16 protein-coding genes are annotated in these 18,462 nt (G+C 66.1%); 4 read left to right on the top strand and 12 right to left on the bottom strand.

Going from position 1 to position 18,462, the window contains the following annotated elements; translation table 11 throughout:
- Positions 1-89 precede the first annotated feature (89 nt).
- The 3 genes from ACFVIV_RS05105 to ACFVIV_RS05095 all read left to right on the top strand — a co-directional run bounded on the left by ACFVIV_RS05105 (position 90) and on the right by ACFVIV_RS05095 (position 3,999).
- Positions 90-656, top strand: coding sequence for a hypothetical protein (locus tag ACFVIV_RS05105; RefSeq protein ID WP_379193488.1), 567 nt, complete (start codon positions 90-92; stop codon positions 654-656).
- Positions 657-1,022: 366 nt separating this feature from the next.
- Positions 1,023-3,164, top strand: coding sequence for a YqgE/AlgH family protein (locus ACFVIV_RS05100; protein ID WP_379193487.1), 2,142 nt, complete (start codon positions 1,023-1,025; stop codon positions 3,162-3,164).
- A 454-nt stretch (positions 3,165-3,618) separates the two neighbouring features.
- Positions 3,619-3,999, top strand: coding sequence for a hypothetical protein (locus ACFVIV_RS05095; protein ID WP_379193486.1), 381 nt, complete (start codon positions 3,619-3,621; stop codon positions 3,997-3,999).
- Positions 4,000-4,388: 389 nt separating this feature from the next.
- Here ACFVIV_RS05095 and ACFVIV_RS05090 read toward each other — a convergent pair whose 3' ends face one another.
- The 12 genes from ACFVIV_RS05090 to ACFVIV_RS05035 all read right to left on the bottom strand — a co-directional run bounded on the left by ACFVIV_RS05090 (position 4,389) and on the right by ACFVIV_RS05035 (position 17,125).
- The gene (locus tag ACFVIV_RS05090) at positions 4,389-5,663 is read right to left on the bottom strand and encodes an MFS transporter (protein ID WP_379193485.1); all 1,275 of its coding nucleotides are present in this window, start codon (positions 5,661-5,663) and stop codon (positions 4,389-4,391) included.
- Positions 5,660-6,997 (bottom strand): hypothetical protein, encoded by a 1,338-nt coding sequence (locus tag ACFVIV_RS05085; RefSeq protein WP_379193484.1) that lies wholly within the window; start codon positions 6,995-6,997, stop codon positions 5,660-5,662. The genes ACFVIV_RS05090 and ACFVIV_RS05085 overlap by 4 nt, the downstream gene beginning before the upstream one ends.
- Positions 6,994-8,250 carry an ATP-grasp domain-containing protein gene (locus ACFVIV_RS05080; protein WP_379193483.1) on the bottom strand — a complete coding sequence of 419 codons (1,257 nt, stop codon included), beginning with the start codon at positions 8,248-8,250 and terminating at the stop codon, positions 6,994-6,996. The genes ACFVIV_RS05085 and ACFVIV_RS05080 overlap by 4 nt, the downstream gene beginning before the upstream one ends.
- A gap of 18 nt (positions 8,251-8,268) precedes the next feature.
- Entirely contained in the window at positions 8,269-9,186 is a 918-nt protein-coding gene (locus tag ACFVIV_RS05075; RefSeq protein WP_379193482.1) for a transketolase family protein, read from the bottom strand.
- Positions 9,183-9,980, bottom strand: coding sequence for a 1-deoxy-D-xylulose-5-phosphate synthase N-terminal domain-containing protein (locus ACFVIV_RS05070; RefSeq protein WP_379193481.1), 798 nt, complete (start codon positions 9,978-9,980; stop codon positions 9,183-9,185). The genes ACFVIV_RS05075 and ACFVIV_RS05070 overlap by 4 nt, the downstream gene beginning before the upstream one ends.
- Positions 9,977-11,827: a M20/M25/M40 family metallo-hydrolase gene (locus ACFVIV_RS05065; protein ID WP_379193480.1), complete on the bottom strand. Its 1,851-nt coding sequence runs from the start codon at positions 11,825-11,827 to the stop codon at positions 9,977-9,979. The genes ACFVIV_RS05070 and ACFVIV_RS05065 overlap by 4 nt, the downstream gene beginning before the upstream one ends.
- On the bottom strand, positions 11,824-12,879 hold the full coding sequence (gene argC / locus ACFVIV_RS05060; RefSeq protein WP_379193479.1) for an N-acetyl-gamma-glutamyl-phosphate reductase: 1,056 nt from the start codon (positions 12,877-12,879) through the stop codon (positions 11,824-11,826). The genes ACFVIV_RS05065 and argC overlap by 4 nt, the downstream gene beginning before the upstream one ends.
- On the bottom strand, positions 12,872-14,191 hold the full coding sequence (locus tag ACFVIV_RS05055; RefSeq protein ID WP_379193478.1) for an aminotransferase class I/II-fold pyridoxal phosphate-dependent enzyme: 1,320 nt from the start codon (positions 14,189-14,191) through the stop codon (positions 12,872-12,874). Before ACFVIV_RS05055 ends, argC begins: the two co-directional genes overlap by 8 nt.
- Positions 14,188-14,808 (bottom strand): DegT/DnrJ/EryC1/StrS family aminotransferase, encoded by a 621-nt coding sequence (locus ACFVIV_RS05050; protein ID WP_379193477.1) that lies wholly within the window; start codon positions 14,806-14,808, stop codon positions 14,188-14,190. Before ACFVIV_RS05050 ends, ACFVIV_RS05055 begins: the two co-directional genes overlap by 4 nt.
- Positions 14,809-14,825: 17 nt before the next feature.
- Positions 14,826-15,707, bottom strand: coding sequence for a RimK family alpha-L-glutamate ligase (locus tag ACFVIV_RS05045; RefSeq protein ID WP_379193476.1), 882 nt, complete (start codon positions 15,705-15,707; stop codon positions 14,826-14,828).
- Positions 15,704-15,892, bottom strand: coding sequence for a hypothetical protein (locus ACFVIV_RS05040; RefSeq protein ID WP_379193475.1), 189 nt, complete (start codon positions 15,890-15,892; stop codon positions 15,704-15,706). The genes ACFVIV_RS05045 and ACFVIV_RS05040 overlap by 4 nt, the downstream gene beginning before the upstream one ends.
- A 246-nt stretch (positions 15,893-16,138) precedes the next feature.
- Positions 16,139-17,125: an NAD-dependent epimerase/dehydratase family protein gene (locus ACFVIV_RS05035; protein WP_379193474.1), complete on the bottom strand. Its 987-nt coding sequence runs from the start codon at positions 17,123-17,125 to the stop codon at positions 16,139-16,141.
- A gap of 34 nt (positions 17,126-17,159) precedes the next feature.
- Here ACFVIV_RS05035 and ACFVIV_RS05030 point away from each other — a divergent pair, with 34 nt between their 5' ends.
- Positions 17,160-18,056 (top strand): LysR family transcriptional regulator, encoded by an 897-nt coding sequence (locus tag ACFVIV_RS05030; RefSeq protein ID WP_379193473.1) that lies wholly within the window; start codon positions 17,160-17,162, stop codon positions 18,054-18,056.
- The last annotated feature ends 406 nt before the right edge of the window (positions 18,057-18,462 follow it).

Below are 18,462 nucleotides of genomic sequence, written 5' to 3'. Positions count from 1 at the left end.
CGTTTATCCGATGCTTATCGGATTCAAATTCGTGCAGCTCGTTCGACGGTACCCTCGCTCGGTACGGAAGGAAGCACGGTGAAGAAGGCGTGGGCGATTCTGCGGGCGATACTGCTTGCGATCGTGGAGTTATTCCGGAACCGGTTCCGAATCCCGTGGCAGGGACCGGTTTTCTGGTTGGTGTACCGCTGCACTCCACAGTGGAGTTGGCGTTGCGTGCCGCTGGGGCGCAGACCGCGCCGCGGCCGGTCGACACCCAGCACCTATTGGTCACGCTGATGCGAGCAGATTCTTCTGGTCAGTGGTATCGGTTGTGGTTGCACGCCGGTGGCATCAAGACGATCACGGGGAAGATCGTGCTGGATCCCAGCAATTACACCGCGGCAACCTGGGAGGGCGTTCCGCTCACCTATGCGTGCGCCCGAGCCCTCGACATCGGCGCCCGCCTCTCCCGCCGCTACGATATCTGGCCTCTCACCGTCGGCGTCCTCACCATCGCACTGGTGGCGGACCAATCATCCGGAGCAGCACAAGCCCTCGCTGATGGAATAGATCGCGACACTCTGCTCGACATTCTGCAGACGGACGTTTTGGGAGTCGGCCTCGGCAGCCTCGCCGACACCCTGAATGCCGTACTGTCCGAGACTGCATCGTGACCGTACCAACCCGGCATGGTATGTCCCGTATGAGATTGTCGGCCGCTCGGCTGGCAGAATTGAGCTCGTTGAACAGCCGGTAGTGAATTCAGCGGTGGGGCTTCCGCAGGAGATCGCCCAGGTTCTTCATTGCCTCGGTGTCACCCGCATCCGCTGCTAGGCGGAACCATCGCTCAGCTGCGGCAGTATCACCGCGACAGAGCATGATGAGGCCGTTCTGATTCATTGCCCAGGTGTTTCCGGCTTCGGCCGCCCTAGCATGGTCGCGGGGACGACGGCTAGTTGGCCTGCGCTGTATGCAGTTCCGTTTATCCGCCATTTATTCCGCGGCGTCGCAGCCTCCGTCTCGGGAGGTACTGTCGACCGGTGACGTACGGCTTCAACCAATCGACGCAGGCAGCGGGTGCTTCTGAATCCGACGAAGACCGGTGTCGTCGTGACGCTGTTGCCGGCAAGGTCGATGCGATGCTCGAACTCGGCCGTAACCTGTTGGAGCGGGGCGACCTCATAGAGGCCGAGCATTGGTATCGCCTCGCATGTGACCACGGAATGATCACAGCGGCAACCAATCTCGGAAATATTCTGGTCGGCAAGGGAGAGCTGACCGAAGCCGAGACCTGGTACCGGCGCGCCATCGCAGCAGGGGACACGACAGCTCTGGTCTGTTTGGGTGTGTTACTCGAAAAGCACGGAAAGTTGACGGAGGCCGAGACTTGTTACCGTCGTGCCGCTGCGGGCGGACATGTCACCGGAATGCTGAATCTGGGCACGATTCTCGTCAAGCTTGGGGATACAGCTGAGGCGGAGAAGTGGTTTCGGAGCGCCGCGGCGGCGGGTGAGGCCGCAGCGATGCACAATCTCGGCAGCCTCCTGTCCGAACGTGAACTGTGGGACGAGGCAGAATCCTGGTGGCAAAGAGCCGCTGATGCAGGTGAAGCCCTGGCGATCGGCACACTCCAGCGATGGAATGCGGCGAAAGCAGAGTTGGTCGAGGCCGAAAAACGGTACCGCACTGCCGCTTCGGCTGGCGACGTCGACGCCATGTGCGAATTCGGTGTTTATCTTCGAGGGAAGGGGCTCCTCGCCGAAGCAGAAGTGTGGCTACGCCGTGCGGCGGAATCCGGCCGCCTGGATGCCATGAACGACTTGTCCACTCTGCTCTCGCGGTCGGGTCAGGACAACGAGGCCGAGATCTGGCTATGGCGAGCCGCCGACAAAGGGCTGGCAGCGGCGATGTTCAACCTTGGCGTGACATTCTACGATCGTGACCAGATAGCAGAAGCCGAAACCTGGTTTCGGCGAGCCGCCGAACACGGCATGCCTCAGGCGATGGCTGCACTCCACGAACTGCTGGATAAGCGAGGCGACAAGGCGGAGGCCGAGAGTTGGTGTAGGCAAGCCGCAGAAGGCGGTCACACCGATTCCATGGTCCGTCTCGGTTCGATGCTCGCAGTCCATGGCAGCGACGCGGAATCCGAGGAATCGGAGCGTTGGTTTCGCAGGGCTGCGGATGCGGGCGATACGACAGGGATGCATCGACTCGGCGTGGCGCTGCGCGATCGCAATGAATTGACCGAGGCCGAGACCTGGTTCCGGAAGGCGGCCGCCGACGGCGAGGTCGGTGCGATGAACGATCTGGGAGTCCTGCTCTATTTCTTGGGTGAGCGAGTCGAAGCCGAGGTCTGGTATCGAAAGGCAGCGGCCCGCGGCCTGCCCATTGCGATGTGGAATCTAGCTCGCGCACAACGGGATCGAGGTGAGTTGAGCGAAGCTGAAACCTGGTTCCGGCGAAGCGCCGAGCGCGGCAACCCGCACGCGCTACGGGACCTCAATGACTTGTTGCAGCAGCGCTGCGTCCATCCGGGAAGCCTGCTCGTGTCCTCACCCGACCTCACCGAGCCCGAGTTCCTGAACACGGTCCTCTACATCATCGCTCACAACGACGCCGGCACCCTGGGCGTCGTGCTCAACAGACCGGGCGACGTCGCCGTGCAGGAAGTGTTGCCGCAATGGGCCGATCTGGTGGCCTCGCCTCGAGTGTTCTTCCATGGCGGCCCGGTGAAACGAGAGTCCGCTCTGTGCTTGGCCATCCTCCGAAGCGGCGCCAACATCGAAGGCATCCCAGGGTTGCGCCACGTCGACGGGCGCGTCGCAGTCCTCGATCTCGACGCCGATCCCGAATCGATCGCCCCAGCAGTAGAGACGATCCGCATCTTCCTCGGCTACTCCGGATGGCAGCCCCAGGCGCTCAACATCGAACTCGAGCGAAACGACTGGACCGTCCAATGCCTCTCGGCCACCGACCTCGTCGCCACCGTACCCGCCGAACAGTGGGGTCGGCTCGCGCAATCCGGCACGCCGGCTGAGACCGAGCAGCGGTACCGGACTGCGGCCGCAGACGGGAGCGTCGCCGCCATGGCGATGCTGGCCGGCTTGCTCGACCAGAGGGGTGACCAGGCCGAAAGCGACCATTGGTACCGCAGGGCAACCCTCGACACCCCTGCATAAGAGCTCCAGTCGGCGGAACCCTGTTAATCCCTTAACGTGCCGCGGATCGTGGGCGCTGCTGCTAGTGTCGCCCAATTGCCGGCACTCTCCGGCGCCCAATTGCCGGTCTCCTCGCACTCCGCACTGGTGATGCTCGGCGCAACCCCCACAGGCACAGTTGCGAGAAACCCTGAGACCAGGGCGGATGCGATCCACCGCAAACGATGGCGGCGCTGTGTGTACGGTCGACCCCGAAACGGCACCGCCGATCGACGCTCATGTCTGCGGGGACCCGGTTACGATGCTGCTCCTGAATTACGGCCGTGTCGGCCAATGGCGCCCGGCGTTGACCGGACAAGTCCTGGTCTGGGGCCGAAAGCCCTGGCTTGCCTTCAACTTCAGACAACGTTTTCTGTCGGCGTGACCAATCCGACGAGCAGGGTTGAGAGACATTGGTGCGTGCGAGGATTGGAGGGTGAGTCCTTCCGGCCCCTCGGTTATTCGGTATCTGCTGCACGATGCTCTGGTCCTGCTGGGTGCCGACGCTGCGGTTCAGGCAGCCTGGCTCGACAAGCACAGTGTCTCGGCGGACGAGATCGCTTTGGTCTTCGACGACGCATTCCGTCTGGTGCAGGATCGGGATATCGACAAGGGCATCACGACCACGTTGCGTGAGATCGATACGCTGCTCGGTGAAATGAGCGGCCAGGAACACGCCGAGCGGTGGACCCGGGCTGGGCTCGCTGTTGACGAGGGGTGGAGCCGAGCCCGGCAGCTGGCCCGTGAAGCCCTAGTGGAGCTGACTGGCAGTTGGGACGATCCCCCCGCCGAGCATCCAGCCGACTCGCCACGATAGACGGGTTCGGCGACGAGGTCCCGCTGGTGATGTTCGACGGGACCAGTGCATACGCTCCGATCGTGCACGTGGAACCTTCCTGGGAGTACTGATCGTTCACGACGATGACCGCGCAGATGCTCGGCCACGATCTGCGGCCGCGCGGATTCAACCGCGACACCTACGCTTGCCGCGACGGCGTGCCAGGGAATGCGAGGTCCGGAGACTCCCGTAGTGCATGAGTGGTCAACAGGTCACTCGCTTGGGGTCCAACGATCAGACGAACCGCCGCCGGGTGCGCTGTGGCCGGCAAAAGCGCGGGCCACCGCGTAACCGAACTCTCGCTCAACGAATGTGAGGGTTGTGTGGCGTATCCGGCGTGAGATGCGCGACCTGCACACTCTCGGCGGTTACATCCGCCGCGCCGGACGAGAGCGTTGGATGCCGGTGGTGATAGATCGATCCGACGCTCGCACCGCTGCGGTGGCGAATCTCTTCGATGGACGTCGACGCGCCGCAATGTTCTTCGTGGTTCCGGCCGCGCAGAACAGCGCGCACGCGAGTGCGACCGCACCCGCGACATACCAGTTCAGGCCCGGAATTCCGGCCCGCAGCGCCACTTCGAACAGCAGCCCGGCGGTCAGGCTGCCGACCATATTGCCGAAGCTGCGGAAGAAGTGCATTGCGCCCATGGCCTTCGCGAGGCGTTCGGCGGCCATCTTTCCCGACACCCACACGTCGAACGACGGGGTGAACAAGATGTCGCCGAGAACCACCACGATCGCGCCGATGACCACCCACAGGGCGGTTCGCCCCGCACCGAAGAGCAGGTCGGCGACGCATATCGCACCGAATCCGATGGCCATGAGCAGGGCGGGCGCGAATCGCCGATTCATGAATCCGAACAGGGGATATTGCAGGATCAGCAGCGTGAGACCGGCGATCCAGAACGGCACGGATGGCGACCAGTGCGGCACGTATGCCGCCATGTGCAGCGGCATGCTCACGAAGAAGGTGGCCGCGAGCATCCAGTACACGCTGGACAGCAGAAAGTATCGAGTACCTCCGCCGATCCGGAGACCCCGGAGCACGGCGATGCTGAAAAGCGGTGTGCCCGTGCGGGGAATGCGCTCGGCCGGATCCGCGGGGATCAACGAGAAGGCCACCAGGCAGTAGCCCAGGAACAGAGCGAACACCACGGAGAACAACACGCGCAGGTCGACGCCGACGAACAGGCCGCCGAGCATGGCGCCGCCGAGCAGGCCGAGCTGATAGGCCATTTGGAAGGAGGAGAAGGCTTTCGGCCGGTCCTGCTCCGGGAATTTGCCGAGGATGTTCTTCAGCCCGGGAAACGACATTCCGGAGCCGAACCCCACGAAGAAGGCCAGGACGCTGAATATCGGTATGCCCGAGGCGAATCCCATCAGGCCGATCGCGACGGCCTCGACGAGTACTCCGGCGATCACGGTATTGCGATTGGCGAACCGTGCGATGAGGCCCTCGTAGAAGAATGTCGACAGCAAGCGCCCGACGTAGGTCAGGAAGATCACGAATCCTGCCCAGAAACCGCCGAAATCGGCGCCCAGGATGGGAATCAGAATGGGGAGGTAGATATAGCTGCCGATCTGAGCCAGCGTGATCCCGGCATTGACGCCGATCAGCGTCGTTCCGTCGCGGCCGGTCATAGCGACACCTTTCCTTTGGACTCGGAGGAACGAAGGGCGCCGATGCCGCGTTCGATCGCCGCGCGGTCGAGCGAGACTCCGTTGACGACAGTCGTTTCGGGCAACGCGGACAGTGGCGCGCCCGGGGCGGCGGGGGTCAGCAGGTTGAAGGTCGCCGGATTGCCGATGGCGATGGGGTGCCCGTCGCCGGCGCGCCCGGAGAGTTTCTGGAAGAAACGCCAGCCGTCCACGGTTGCCGCGTGCCGAAGCCGCGGCGGCAGGTCGGACGGGCCGGTGCCCGCGCCGAGCAGCAGGTCGAGTTCCCCCAGCAGGCTGTAGCCGTGGAAGGCGCCGGTATTGCCGCAATCGGTCCCGACAAGAAGCGCTTGCCGCTCCAATGCGGCCAATGCGTTGCGGCGCATGACTTCCAGCGCGGCGGTTCGGGTGTCCTGGAGGCCGTATTCGATGCCGTAGGGCTGGTTCCGCCGGGCCACGAAGTCGAGGTTGGCCACATCCTGGGTTTCGCGGAAACCCGGTCTTGCGTACTCGCGGAGGAACTCCGCCGGGTACATGATCATCGGGCGCAGGCCGCTGAGCGTGGAGACGAACGTCGCCCCGGCCAGCGCTCGCCAGTCGTCCTCGGTCAGCACGTAGTCGCGCACGGAATGGGCGAACAGCCGGAAACCGCATGCGTAGGAACGCATTACCTCCTCGCGGGTGTTGCAATCGATGACGGCGGGAATCCCGCGCGCCGCGGTGGTGCGGGCGACGTCGGTGAGGACCCGTTCGGTCAGTTTCGAGAACCGGCGGGCCGCCCCCGGTTGTTCGGTGCCATCGGTGAACATCACCTTGAGAAAGGTCGCGCCCCGGGCCGCGTTCGCCGCCAGCACCTGTTCGACATCGCCTTCGACGCCGAGCATGTATACGGGGGCGGGGAATTCGACCCCGTGGCCGGTGCGCCCGGCGATGTCGCGCATCGAGGTCGCCGCGTAACCGCAGTGGACCAGTTCCGGGTAGGGCAGCGGGCTTTCCTCGCGCCCCCGGTCCCACAAGGCCTGCACCAGAGGGAAACCGAACATGTCCACCACGTGCGTGACCCCGTGGTAGAGGTACTGCAGCGCGAGCACCCGTGGATCGTCGAGCGAATCGTCGAAGTTCTGCGGCAGCCCGAGATGGCCGTGGGTCTCCACGTATCCGGGCCACAGTTCGAGATCCCGCGGGGACGTCGCGTCGCCGATCGGCTCGATGCTCGCGAAGACGCCGTCCTCGATGCCGACCTCGAACAGCGTGCCGGTGTCGAGACTGGGAATGGCGACCTCGTGCACGGTCCGGCCGCGGCTGATCATGGTCGTCATCGCGCGACCTCGACGGCGATATCCAGGCCGACCAGGTCCAGCGCCCGTTCCGCACGGCCCGCGGCCTCGTCCCGGTTGGCGCCGGTGAAAATGAGGTGCCCGAGCCAGTCGAAATTGCTGGTCGACAACGCGGTGATGGAGGCGCCCGGCCTGCGGTAACTCTGCGCCTCGTGGAAACCGGGAAGATCGTCGAGCCGCGTGAAGTCCAGGGCTTTCACCGTGCCCGCGACCGGTGAACCGAACCAGCGTCCCGAGGCGATGACCGCGCCGGGGAAGGGCAGTTCCGGTTCTTCGCCGAGGGCCTGCCGGATGACCTCGAGGTAGGGGTCGACACCGCCGCTGGTGATCTTCATGAGGCTGGGCACCACGCCGCCGGTGAGACGGCCGTTGACCTCGCACAGCACCGGGCCGTCCGGACCGAGAATGTATTCGACGTGGACGAAGCCGAAGTCGATACCCAGCTGTGCGAGGACGTTCTTGTTCAGCTCGTACAGTTCCTCGCGCAGGGGATGATCGCCGAAGAAGGTCAGCCCCATCTCCAGGAAATACGGGAAGCCGCTCATGACCCGGTCGGTCACACCGAGATTGACGACCTTGCCGCCCTGCAACACGCAGGCCTCGACCGAGACGAGCTCGCCGGGCACGAACTCCTCGATCAACAGGTCGGGGATGCGCAGCACGCCTCTGCCGTAGTCGGTGACCCCGGCGACGGTGGCCAGGTACCGCGCGAGATCGTCCTCGCTGCCGAGGTGCACTACGTGCAGGCTGGCGGTGCCGTCGGAAGGCTTTATCACACAAGGGAATCCGATCCGGCGGACCGCTGCTTCGACATCGGCGAGATGCTCGATATGCGCGAACCTCGGCTGCCTGATACCGGTGTTCTCCAGAGCGCGGCGGGTGCGATGCTTGTGTCGTGCGTTGCGGGCGCCCTCGACACTCATCGCGGGCAGTCCCAGCGCGCCGGCCGCGGCCGCGGCGTGGACGGTGTGGTACTCGCTGTAGGTCATCACCCCGTGCACCGGATGGTGTGTGTGGAGGTCGGCGACGATCCGCTCGAGCACCTCGAGGGAGAATGCCGTATCGCTCTGCAGGACACGGCATCTCGGATGCGTGAAGGCGTCTTCGGCCAGTGGTGACACGGCGCGGTAGAAGTCCGGGTCGGCGCTGATCAGGGTGACGTCGTGGCCCAGTTCGAGGGCGGCGGCGATGCCTGCGATCCCATTGGGATTGCACTCGATCATGAGAATGTGCATGGTCTGTTTCCTTCTGTATCAGGGGGTTGGTTCGAATCGGTCGACGGCGGCCAGGACGGCATTCGGATCGAGTCCGAGCTGGGCCATGACCTCGCGATGGTCGCCGCCCAGCGAGGGCCAGCCGTGCCCGGCGTTGACGCCCAGCACCGTGGCGGTGGGCAACAGCAGTGCCAGGGCCTCGGCAATGCCGCCCTCGGCGCGGTGCTCCTCGACGACGACGTAGCGGGAATGCCTGCCCGCCAACGACTTCGCCGCCTCGATGAGGTGCGCGTGGTCGAGGTAGCACAGGTGCGCGTGACCGAGATCGGTACGCATCGCACAGGCTTCCAGGCTCAGCCGGGTGCCCTCCTCGCCGACGGAGACCAGGCACACCGAGTCGGCGTCGGTTTCCTTGTCCCAGTGCACGATCGGCGGACGATCTCCCTGCCGGGGCAGGCTTTCGTACGCCGCGTTGCGCCCGGTGCGGATGTAATAGGGCCGATCGCATGCGGCGGCAGCGCGGACCACGGCGCGCATCTCCCGCTCGCCGTAGGGCGCGGCGATCACCACACCCGGGATGCTGCGCAGCACGGCGAGATCTTCCAGGCAGTGATGCGTGGTGCCGAACCACGCGCCGGACACTCCCGCGTAGGGGGCCACCACGGTCACGTCCATCGCGAGGTAGCCCAGCGTCAGCTTCAGGCTCTCCGCCGCCCGCAGGGCCGCGAACGGGGCGAACGTGCTGACGAACGGTTTGTATCCGCCGGCGGCGAGACCGGCGGCCATATCGACCATGGCCGCTTCGGCGATCCCGAAATTGAAGAATCGATCGGGGTGAGCGAGGGCGAACGGATGGTTGCGGCCACCCAAATCTGCTTCGAGACACAGGATTCGGTCGTCGTGCGCGGCGAGGCGGGTCAGCTCGTCGCGATAGGCGTCGCGTCCGGACAGGGTCATCGCATCGACCGCTTCCACTGCTCGGCGCGGTTCCGGTCGATGCTCACATAGTGTGATCCGGGACTGCCCTGCACGGCGGGCACGCCCTTGCCCTTGACCGTCGTGGCAATGACCGCCAGCGGCCGCTCGGCGCCGTCGCATTTCGCATCGAACAACTCCGCGAGCCCGTCCAGGTCATGGCCGTCCACTTCGGACACGTCGAAACCGAACGCGGCGAACCGCCGCGCGAGATCGGGCAGCGGCGAGATGTCTGCCACCGGCCCGTCGTTCTGGCCGCCGTTGCGATCGACGACGAGGATGAAGTTCCCGAGCTTGCGGGCGGCCGCGACCTGCGCGGTCTCCCATACCAGGCCCTCCTGCAATTCGCCGTCACCGGCGATCGCGATGCCCGAACCCGTGTGCCCGCTGAGCTTTCGAGCCATCGCCCAGCCCGCCGCATAGGGGACGCCGTGGCCGAGGCTGCCGGTCGGGAAGGTCACGCCGGGCACCTTGGGCCCGGGATGGCCGGTGTACGGGCTGCCCCGCAGACCGTAGGCCGGTGCGGGATTCTCGGCGATGATCCCGCTGACGTGCAGCGCCGCATACAGTCCGGCGGCCGCGTGGCCCTTGCTCAAGACCACGCGGGTGCCCTCGTCCCGATTCGCCCGGTCCAGCGCGGCGATCAGGATGTCGAGCACCGACAGGCTGCCGCCGAGATGGCAGCCGCGCGGGCTCGCGGCCATATCGACCACCAGCCTGCGCGCGCGATGCGCCCGCTCGGCGAGCATCGCGGCGGTATCCGGTTCGGGCGTCATGGCCGTTCTCCAGTGATCAGGAACCACGCCGCGACAGCATCGGCCAGGATGGCATTGGCACGCCGGTAGTCCTCGGCGTCGATGTGCTCGATATCGGTGTGGTCCAATGCGGAATCCCCGGGCCCGTACGCCACCATCGGCACGGTGTGCCAGGTGGTCGCCAGGGTGTTCATATCGGATGTCCCCTTCTTCACCGCGAACCGCGGGCGGATCCGCGCCGCGGTGAACGCCCGATTGAAGGCCTTGGCCAGCGATGTCGCCCGGCCACCGGCGAAACCCGGTGTGGCCCGCAATACGTCGATCGACACCCCGGCATCGCCGTGGTCGTGCGCGATCTTCTCCAGCCCGGCGAGATCCACACCCGGTGGCACCCGGACGTTCAGCACGCCGAACGCCCGATTCGCCTCGCGGCCCGATTCGCTGCGCACGTCGATCACGGTGGTCAGTGCGTGCGGCGCCAGCGCGAGGATGGCGGCGCGCAGGTCTGTCAGTGCGCGAATCAGCCTGTCGGGCGCGGATATCGCGCCCATGCCCGCCGAATGTCCGCTGGCGACGGTCACGGTGAGGCCGAGCTTGAACAAACCGAAGTAGCCCACCGTCAGCCGGTCCGATCCGCTCGGTTCCCCGACGATCACCGCATCCGCCGGATAGTGCTCACGCACGTGGAACGCGCCCTTGGCCGAGGAGATCTCCTCCTCCACGGCGCCCACCACCCGTAGCCGGCCATCGACCGGTACGTCGACCTTGGCGAGTACGTCGAGGAAGTTGACCAGGCAGCCCTTGGCGTCCACCGAACCTCGCCCCGACAGGATGCGGTCGTGTTTCCAGCGCACCGGCCAGTGGTGCGGCACCGTGTCCAGGTGGCCGAGCAGTAGCAGTCGTCGCGCCCCGTTTCCCTTGACCGCCACCAGATTTCCGGCTTCGTCGCGCCAGGCGTCGATGCCCCGCGCGGCGCACCACTGCAGCAGGTACCGCACGAGCTCGTGCTCGTCGCGCGACACCGACGGGATGGTCACCGCGTGACTGAGCAGGCTCAGGTCGTCGGCGGGCGGGCGCTGTGGCCAGAATCGGGTCCAGCCGCTGTCCTCGGCGAGGGTATGCGGACCGGTAATGGCCACGTCCGCGCTACCCGCCATGGCCATTTCGGCGGCCCGGACCTTCTGCCGCATGCGCCCGAGCGCGAACTGCTCGCCCGCACCGGGATACAGCTCGGGCAGCGTCGACGACGGGTCGGACAGCTCGCGCAGCAGCCCGGGTGTGCCGGTGACCAGGCGCAGATGGTCGGCGCCCAGCGCGGTGGCCAGCGTCGCGGCCAGGACGTCGGCGTCGACATTGAGCGCACCGTCGCCGGCCGCATCGGCGACAGGCGGCGACAATGCCACCACGTCGTGGATATCGAGCAACGCGTGCAACCGATCGGATTGCACGGTATCCGGCACCCCCGCGCGATGATCACGCACCACCACCGAGCGGCCGGTCGCCGAGACGATCCTCAGCGGTTTGTTCGCGGTGGCCGACACCAGATCACCCCGGTTCGTCACCGTGGTGAAGGCGGCCAATCCGTGTGCGGCCAAACCCTTCTCGACGGTAGGCAGGGCAATGCGTTCGTAGGCGGCGATCACGAACGGCATCTCCTCGGGCGGGCAGTACCGGAACAGCTCGCCCTTGACCGTCCGGCGCATCGGCACGGCACGCGGCAACGAGTCGTAGTAGCGCTCGATGAACAACGCGCCGCCGACGACCAGCAATACCCGCGCACCGCGTGCGCGCAGTGCCGCGATCTCGGTGAAGAAGGATCCGCGGTCGAGGGTCGCACTGCCCGCCTTGATGACGTACAGCGGTCTCATGGCGCCACCGCCGTCAACGGCAGGCCCAGTGTCTCGTCGAAGCCGTGCGTCAGATTCAGTGCTTGAATCGCTTGTCCGGCAGCGCCTTTGATCAGATTGTCCAAAGCGGCGACCGCCACGACATGCCGGCCGCGCACGCTCACCGCGACCTCGGCGACATTGGATCCGACGACCGCCTTGAGCATGGGGTAGTCCTGTGGGCGCCGCGGCGCCGTGCGCACCCGCACGAACGGCTTGCCCGCATACGCCCGGGCGAAGGCGCGCTTGACCTCCAGCGGCGAAATATCCGGCAGCAGCGTGGCATACGCCGTGACCATGATGCCGCGTGAGACGTCGAGGCTGTAGGTGGAGAATCGCAACTGGGGCGCCGTGCCGGTGGCATCGTGCACGGCCTGCCGGATCTCGGGCGCGTGCCGATGACCGAACAGCTTGTGCACGCGGAAGTTTCCCGCGCGACCCGCGTGCGAGTCGGCGTTTCGCCGCCCGCCGCCGGTGGACCCGGTCTTCGCGTCCACGATGACCTGCGGCTGCACCAACGGCCCGGCGAACAGCGGATACAACGCGTAGACCGTGGTGACCGCCATGCAGCCCGGGAGATTCACCAGCTGCGTGTCCGGCGCCGACGCCGCGAGTTCCGGTATGTAGTAGTCGAATCGCGCCGGATTGTCCGCCGAGGCCGGGTAGTGCTCACGCAACTCGGCCGCATCGTGTAGCCGATAGTCCCCGGCCACGTTGAACACCCGCTGCGCCCGCGCCCGGATCTGCCCGAGCACCGACGGCAGCGTGCCCGAGGGCAGGCAGGTGAACGCGACGTCGACGGGGTCCACCGTGGAAAGTTCGGCCAGCGGACGGAATTTCGAGCCGGCGACTCCGGTGTGGTTGCGCAGCCACGGATGGACCACGCCCACCATCGAGCCCGCATTGCGCTCGGCCGACAGGAACGCCAGATCGACACCCGGATGATCGAGCAACAGCCGGACCAGCTCACCGCCGGCGTGGCCGCTCGCGCCGATGACCGCGACGCGGATTCTGTCCTTGCGCGACTCAGCCAAGACGCGCCGCCTTCTCCCAGGGACGGCGATATTCGCCGGCGGCCGCAATCTTGCGGATCGCATCGGGTCGCCGTGCGACCTTGTGGAATGCGTCCGCATAACGCAGCACGCGCTCGTACTCGACGGGGGATCGCAGCTCACGGCACAGTGTCAGCGTGGTCTCCAGCATGTGCAGGGTCGCCGGGAAGTCCTCGGGCCGGTAGTCGCGGGCCGCGGCGGGATTCAGCGAGAACGGGTAGCCATTGCCGAATCCGGTCCGATGCCGGAAGGGCAGATGGCATGCGACGGGGGTGTTCTGCCATTCCCGGGCAGGAACGCCCTCGGCGATCAGCAGCTCGCGCACCGCTTCCTTGACCGCGTGGCGGGGCATGTCCCCCAACCCGATGGCCTCGGGCACCAGGGTGAGGCGGTACATGTTGTACGCGTGCACGTGGCCCGGTGGCACATACGGCGGGCGGAAGAGTCCCGTCCGGGAGAGCGATTCGGAGAGCAGCCGCGCATTGCGCGCGCGGATCGCGTCGTAGTACGGCAGCCGCGCGAGTTGACTGGCGCCGAATGCCGCTGCGATCCAGGACATCTCGTAGTCGATTCCGTATCGGCGCAGGAAGTCGGTCGCGCGTCGCAGGGCGGTCTCGGTGGCGAAGAAGGCGATGCCGCCCTCACCGCCGAGTGGGAAGTTCTTGTCCGCCATCAGACTTTGGCCCGCGGTGGCACCCAGTGATCCGGCGACCGCGTCGCCGATCCTGGCCGAGTGGGCGTGCGACGCATCCTCGACCAATGCCAGACCATGCCGGTCGGCCAGCGCGCGCAGTGCGGGGATGTCGGCGGGCAGCCCGTGTACGTGGACGGGCATGATCGCTCGGGTGCGCGGGGTGACCGCCGCCGCGGCGGCGGCCGGGTCCATGCAGTACGTGCGGGGATCGATATCGACGAATACCGGGACCGCGTGTGCCGCCACCACCGCCTGGGCCGTGGCGATGAAGGTGAAGGCGGGGACGATGACCTCGTCTCCGGGCTCGACACCCGCACCGATGAGCGCCAGGTGCAGGCTTGCCGTGCCGCTGGCCGTCGGCAGCGCGGCATCGGCGCCGACATACCGGCGGTAGGCCTCGGCGAAGTCGTTGACGACCCGCTCCGCGGGCTTTCGCTGCGCCAGCAGCATCGTGAAGACGTCCTCCTTGGTGATGAGGGGAAACAACGTGCGGCGCAGTGTTTTCGGGATGATGGGGTGACCGCCGAGCGCGGCCAGTTCGGTGTCGATCTCCCCCGGGTCGGGTTCTGGTAGCGGGGAGGCGGGGAAATCTGTGATCACGGTGCGGCTCCGGCGGATCGGACGGTCCGGCTCAGCGCCATTCGCAGGCAGGCCGCGACCATCGGGCTGAGTCGATAGTTGAACTGGACGCCCGGAACGAGGTGGGGGTCCGCCTCCTCTTGCGTCCACATTGTTCGTAGATCGAACGCACCGAATATCTTCAGGCGTTCGCCCCTGGCCCATGCGGTCGCGTCGTCTCCGAGCACGGCTGCGGCGGGGCCGAAGCCGAGGCCGGTCATATCCACGATCAGCGCCGGAGCGCGTGCGGCGGAGGCCAATTCCGGTAGTCGGTCCAGGTTGGCGTGGTCGAGGCCGATCTGTGCGAATGTCGCCGGATCGGTATCGCGAACCGAAATCCCCAGCCAGGCAAGGAAGGCGGTGGTCTTCTGGTCGAGGCCGGGTTGGGTGATCTCGTCACCGTGGCCGACGCCCTGTCCGGCCAGCGCGGTGTGCACCGCGGCCGTGCGGCTGTTGACCAGTACCGAATGAGGTCTCCGGGTGAGCTTTTCGAGTATCCGTTGCAACCCTGGCAGTTCTCGGTCGTTCTTCTCGATGCTCATCAACACTCCGGATGTGAGAACCCGGGTGAGCACCGCGGCTGTGTCGTGCAGCTCCATGAGTCTTGTCTCCGTGTTCAGCCGGCGATGGCCGCGGATTCGGCCCGGACCCTGCCGGCGAGGTACGCGGCCAGCTGTCCGGCCACGTCGACGCCGTGGATCAGTGCCGACCTGGTGAATTCGGGGTTGGCATTGACCTCGAGCACCTTCATGTGGCCGGTTGTCCTGTCCGCCAGCAGATCCACGCCGTAGAAGCCCGCCCCGAGGACGGCGACGGTCCGGTCGCAGAGGTCGGCGATCTCCGGCGTGATGTCGACCCGCTTGACCTCGGCGCCGAGGTGGGTATTGGTGCGCCAGTGGTCCGAGATCCGCTGGATGGCCACGACCGGACTGCGTCCCACCACGATCACACGCAGGTCGTAACCGGGTTTGTCGATATATTCCTGAACCAGTACCGGGAAGAGTTTGCCTGCGGCGTCGGCGGATTCGCGGCCGCCTATCCAGGCTTCGAGGGAATCGGCGTCCAATAGCCGGGACACCCCTCTTCCCCAGGAACCGCTGATCGGTTTGACCACGGCGCGATAGCCGGTATCGGCGACCGCGGAACGCACCTGTTCGTAGCTGAATGCATGGCGCGACAATGGATGTGGCACACCGTGGCGGTCGAATACCAAGGCTTGCAATCCCTTGTCGTTGCACACCTCGATTGCCGACGGGCGGTTGACCACCCGCACCCCGAGAATTTCCAGTCGGCGGGCCACGCTGACCGCGTCGCGATGCGAAAGATTGCGGATCACGGCCAGACCGGGAAGGCCGGTTCGCTGCGACACCACCTCGGCGAGGTCTTCATTGCGTGCGATCCGGACGGGCAGGTCGTGGTCTCGAAAGGCCTGCACCAGTGCGGCCTCGTCCGGGCGGAGCATGGTGATGGACAGCAGCACTTCGGGCTCGCTGATCACTCGCCCCAGTCCTCTTCGATCTCGGGAGCCAACTCGACTCGGACGATGGCGTCGTTCTTCTCCGATATCTCGTGCTCCTGGCCGCAGCCGGAGCATTCGATGATCTCGCCCTTTTCCCAATCCGCCGATACGTCGAAAACGCTGTCGCATACCAGGCATCTCGGGGCGGATACAGTCGCACTCACGTCAAATCCTTTACAGTTGGCATGATTTGTTCGGGTGACGTAGTCAATGGTGAATTCCGCCCTTGCCCACCGGCATCGGTCGATCGACCTATCTCTCGGGCGGAATCGACGACATGCGAACGCAGGCAATATGTTCCATCAGTTCAACTGAGGAATAGCGAGAAAGGCGAAGGCGGAGAACGGAACCAGGCTCTCCGCGTGAAAACGCGCCCGTCGCCGGGGATCTCATGCCCCCGCAGCATCTGTTCAGACGGTAGGGGCGGCGGATGCGGTGCGGGCTTCGGCGACGGCGCCGGGCAGCCAGTCAACGGTGGGGGAGAAGGCGAAGCCGAGTTCCTGCGCGCGGGCATTGCTCATGGCGTAGTAGCGGTCCAAGGAGAACGGCGAGGCCGTCTCGCCCGCGGCGACGGTCCGGAACAATGGCTTCCGGCCGAGCTGTGCGGCGATGATCGAGGCCAGGTCGTGGACGTCGAGCAGGCCGTCGGAACAGGCATTGAGCGGCCCGGTGACGTGGGTGGCGGTGGCCGCCCACAGCAGCAGGTCCGCCAGCTCCTCGTAGTGGATGAACACCGTGGGCAGCGTCCTCGCGTGCACGGCCAGCTCCCTGCCCTGGGCGATGCGCTCGACGTAATGCGCCAGCCGGCCGGTGAACTCCCGTGCGCCGCCGCCGAGTACGTGCGCGCTGCGCACGGCGGCGAACGCGAAATCGCCGGCGCGGGTGAAGACGGCCTCGGCCTGGCGCTTGCCCTCGGCGTAGTGCGCGTCCAGGTACGCCTCGTCGTGCCAGGGCAGAGCCAGCGACACCGGCCAGGCGGCCGGGTCCACGGTTTCCTCCGGCAGCGGGGTGCCCGCGGGCCCGGCCGACAGCACGCCGGTTGCGGGGTCGTAGACCTCGAGGGTGGAGGTCATGAGGTAGCGGCGGCTGCGGCCCTTGAACACGCGAGCGGCGACCGCGGCCTGTACGGGGGTGTAGCAGACCTGATCGACAACCACGTCGAAGGTGCGGGAGCCGAGCGCGGCGGTGAGAGCGGCCTCGTCGTTGCGGTCGGCGACGAGGTGCTCGACATCGGCGGGCGGCCGGGTGGAGCCCCGGTTGATCACAGTGACCCGGTGGCCGGTGGCCCGCAGGCGTTTCACCAATAGCTTTCCGAAGTACCGGCTTCCGCCGATGACGCAGACCTTGTGCATGCCCCCATCCTGGAGATCTGCCGCCATCAACAGAAGTGCGGACATACTGGAAACGTATGAAGGAAAACTATTGATCGATGTGCAGCGTCTCCGTGTCCTGCGGGCGGTAGCGAAACACGGCAGCTTCAACCAGGCGGCCGCCGCCCTGCGTCTCACCCCCTCGGCCGTCTCCCAGCATGTGGCCGCCCTGGAGCGCAGCCTCGGCGCCCGGGTCGTCGCCCGCAGCACCCGCGGCGTCACCCTGACCCGAGCCGGCCAGATCATGGTCGCCACCGCCGAATCGGTTGCCGCCGAACTGGAACACGCCCAGCAGCAGGTCGACCAGCTCAGCACCGGCCGCACCCAGCTCACCATCGCCACCTTCACCAGCGGCGGCAGACGCCTCGTCCCCGGCGCGCTCGCCCGCCTCACCGCCGCTCACCCCGACACCGTGCTCCACATCCGGGAGGGCGAACCCGAGGCCACCCTGCCTCTCGTTCGCCAGGGCGTCGTAGACCTCGCAATCGCCTACCACTTCGACGGCCCACTACCGGTCGGGCCGGCCACGAACTCCAGACTGCACTGGACCTCCCTCTTGGAAGACCCCCTGCACGTCGTCATCCCGGAAGGCCACGGGCTAGCCGGCCGCCGGTCACTCGACCTCGCCGAGCTGGCGACCGAGCCCTGGGTGCTCGGCTGCCTCCAAACCGAGGCCTACCTACATCGCTACGCCACTCGCGCAGGCTTCGAACCAGAAGTGCGCGCCACCACCACCGACTACTTCTTCGCCCGCTCCCTCGTCGCCGCCGGCATGGGCATCTCCCTGATCCCCTCCATCGCCCTCACCCCGAAAGTGCCCGGCCTGCACACGGTCCCGATCACCCCGCCAACCCCAACCCGCCACATCGGCATCGCCACGCTCACCCGCCGCCCCAACCGCCCGCAAGTCACCACCTTCATCCAGGCCCTCCAAGAACAGGCGGCACAACAGCACTAGGGCCTAGGTGGTCGTGCCACCGACCGGGCCGAACTGTTGACAGTTCAAGATCCGAACAATACTGTTCAGTAACCATGAATCCTGTGCTGGCGTACGAGAATCCGAGAGGGATCGTTGTGCAAATCCACATCGGCTTCGCGTCTGGCATGAACCGGTAGCGCCGGGGCTGTCGGCATGACCTGCTGAGCAATTGCGCTTCCGATCCCCGGCGGCATCACCGCAGCCCTGTCTGGCCTGGTCCTTCGGGGTGTATTGGCGATCCTTTATGGCGTAGAAATCTATTGAGCCGGAACGGAATTGTCTGAGTCGGTTCAACCTACCAAATCTGTACTTCAACGAAATTTAACGAAATCGCAAGTTTAGAACTGCGAATTTGACGTCAGTTGGTGACGGGGGGAGCACGGCG

Origin of the sequence: Nocardia sp. NPDC127526, assembly GCF_042672265.1 — a bacterium.
Lineage (GTDB): Bacteria > Actinomycetota > Actinomycetes > Mycobacteriales > Mycobacteriaceae > Nocardia.
The sequence above is the reverse complement of the archived record's forward strand: the minus strand, read 5'-3'. Positions and strand labels throughout refer to the sequence as shown.

Coding starts and splice junctions, on each gene's coding strand:
- ACFVIV_RS05090 (WP_379193485.1), bottom strand. CDS start 5,663: ATGACCGGCCGCGACGGAACGACGCTGATCGGCGTCAATGCCGGGATC.
- ACFVIV_RS05085 (WP_379193484.1), bottom strand. CDS start 6,997: ATGACGACCATGATCAGCCGCGGCCGGACCGTGCACGAGGTCGCCATT.
- ACFVIV_RS05080 (WP_379193483.1), bottom strand. CDS start 8,250: ATGCACATTCTCATGATCGAGTGCAATCCCAATGGGATCGCAGGCATC.
- ACFVIV_RS05075 (WP_379193482.1), bottom strand. CDS start 9,186: ATGACCCTGTCCGGACGCGACGCCTATCGCGACGAGCTGACCCGCCTC.
- ACFVIV_RS05070 (WP_379193481.1), bottom strand. CDS start 9,980: ATGACGCCCGAACCGGATACCGCCGCGATGCTCGCCGAGCGGGCGCAT.
- ACFVIV_RS05065 (WP_379193480.1), bottom strand. CDS start 11,827: ATGAGACCGCTGTACGTCATCAAGGCGGGCAGTGCGACCCTCGACCGC.
- ACFVIV_RS05050 (WP_379193477.1), bottom strand. CDS start 14,808: ATGGAGCTGCACGACACAGCCGCGGTGCTCACCCGGGTTCTCACATCC.
- ACFVIV_RS05035 (WP_379193474.1), bottom strand. CDS start 17,125: ATGTCCGCACTTCTGTTGATGGCGGCAGATCTCCAGGATGGGGGCATG.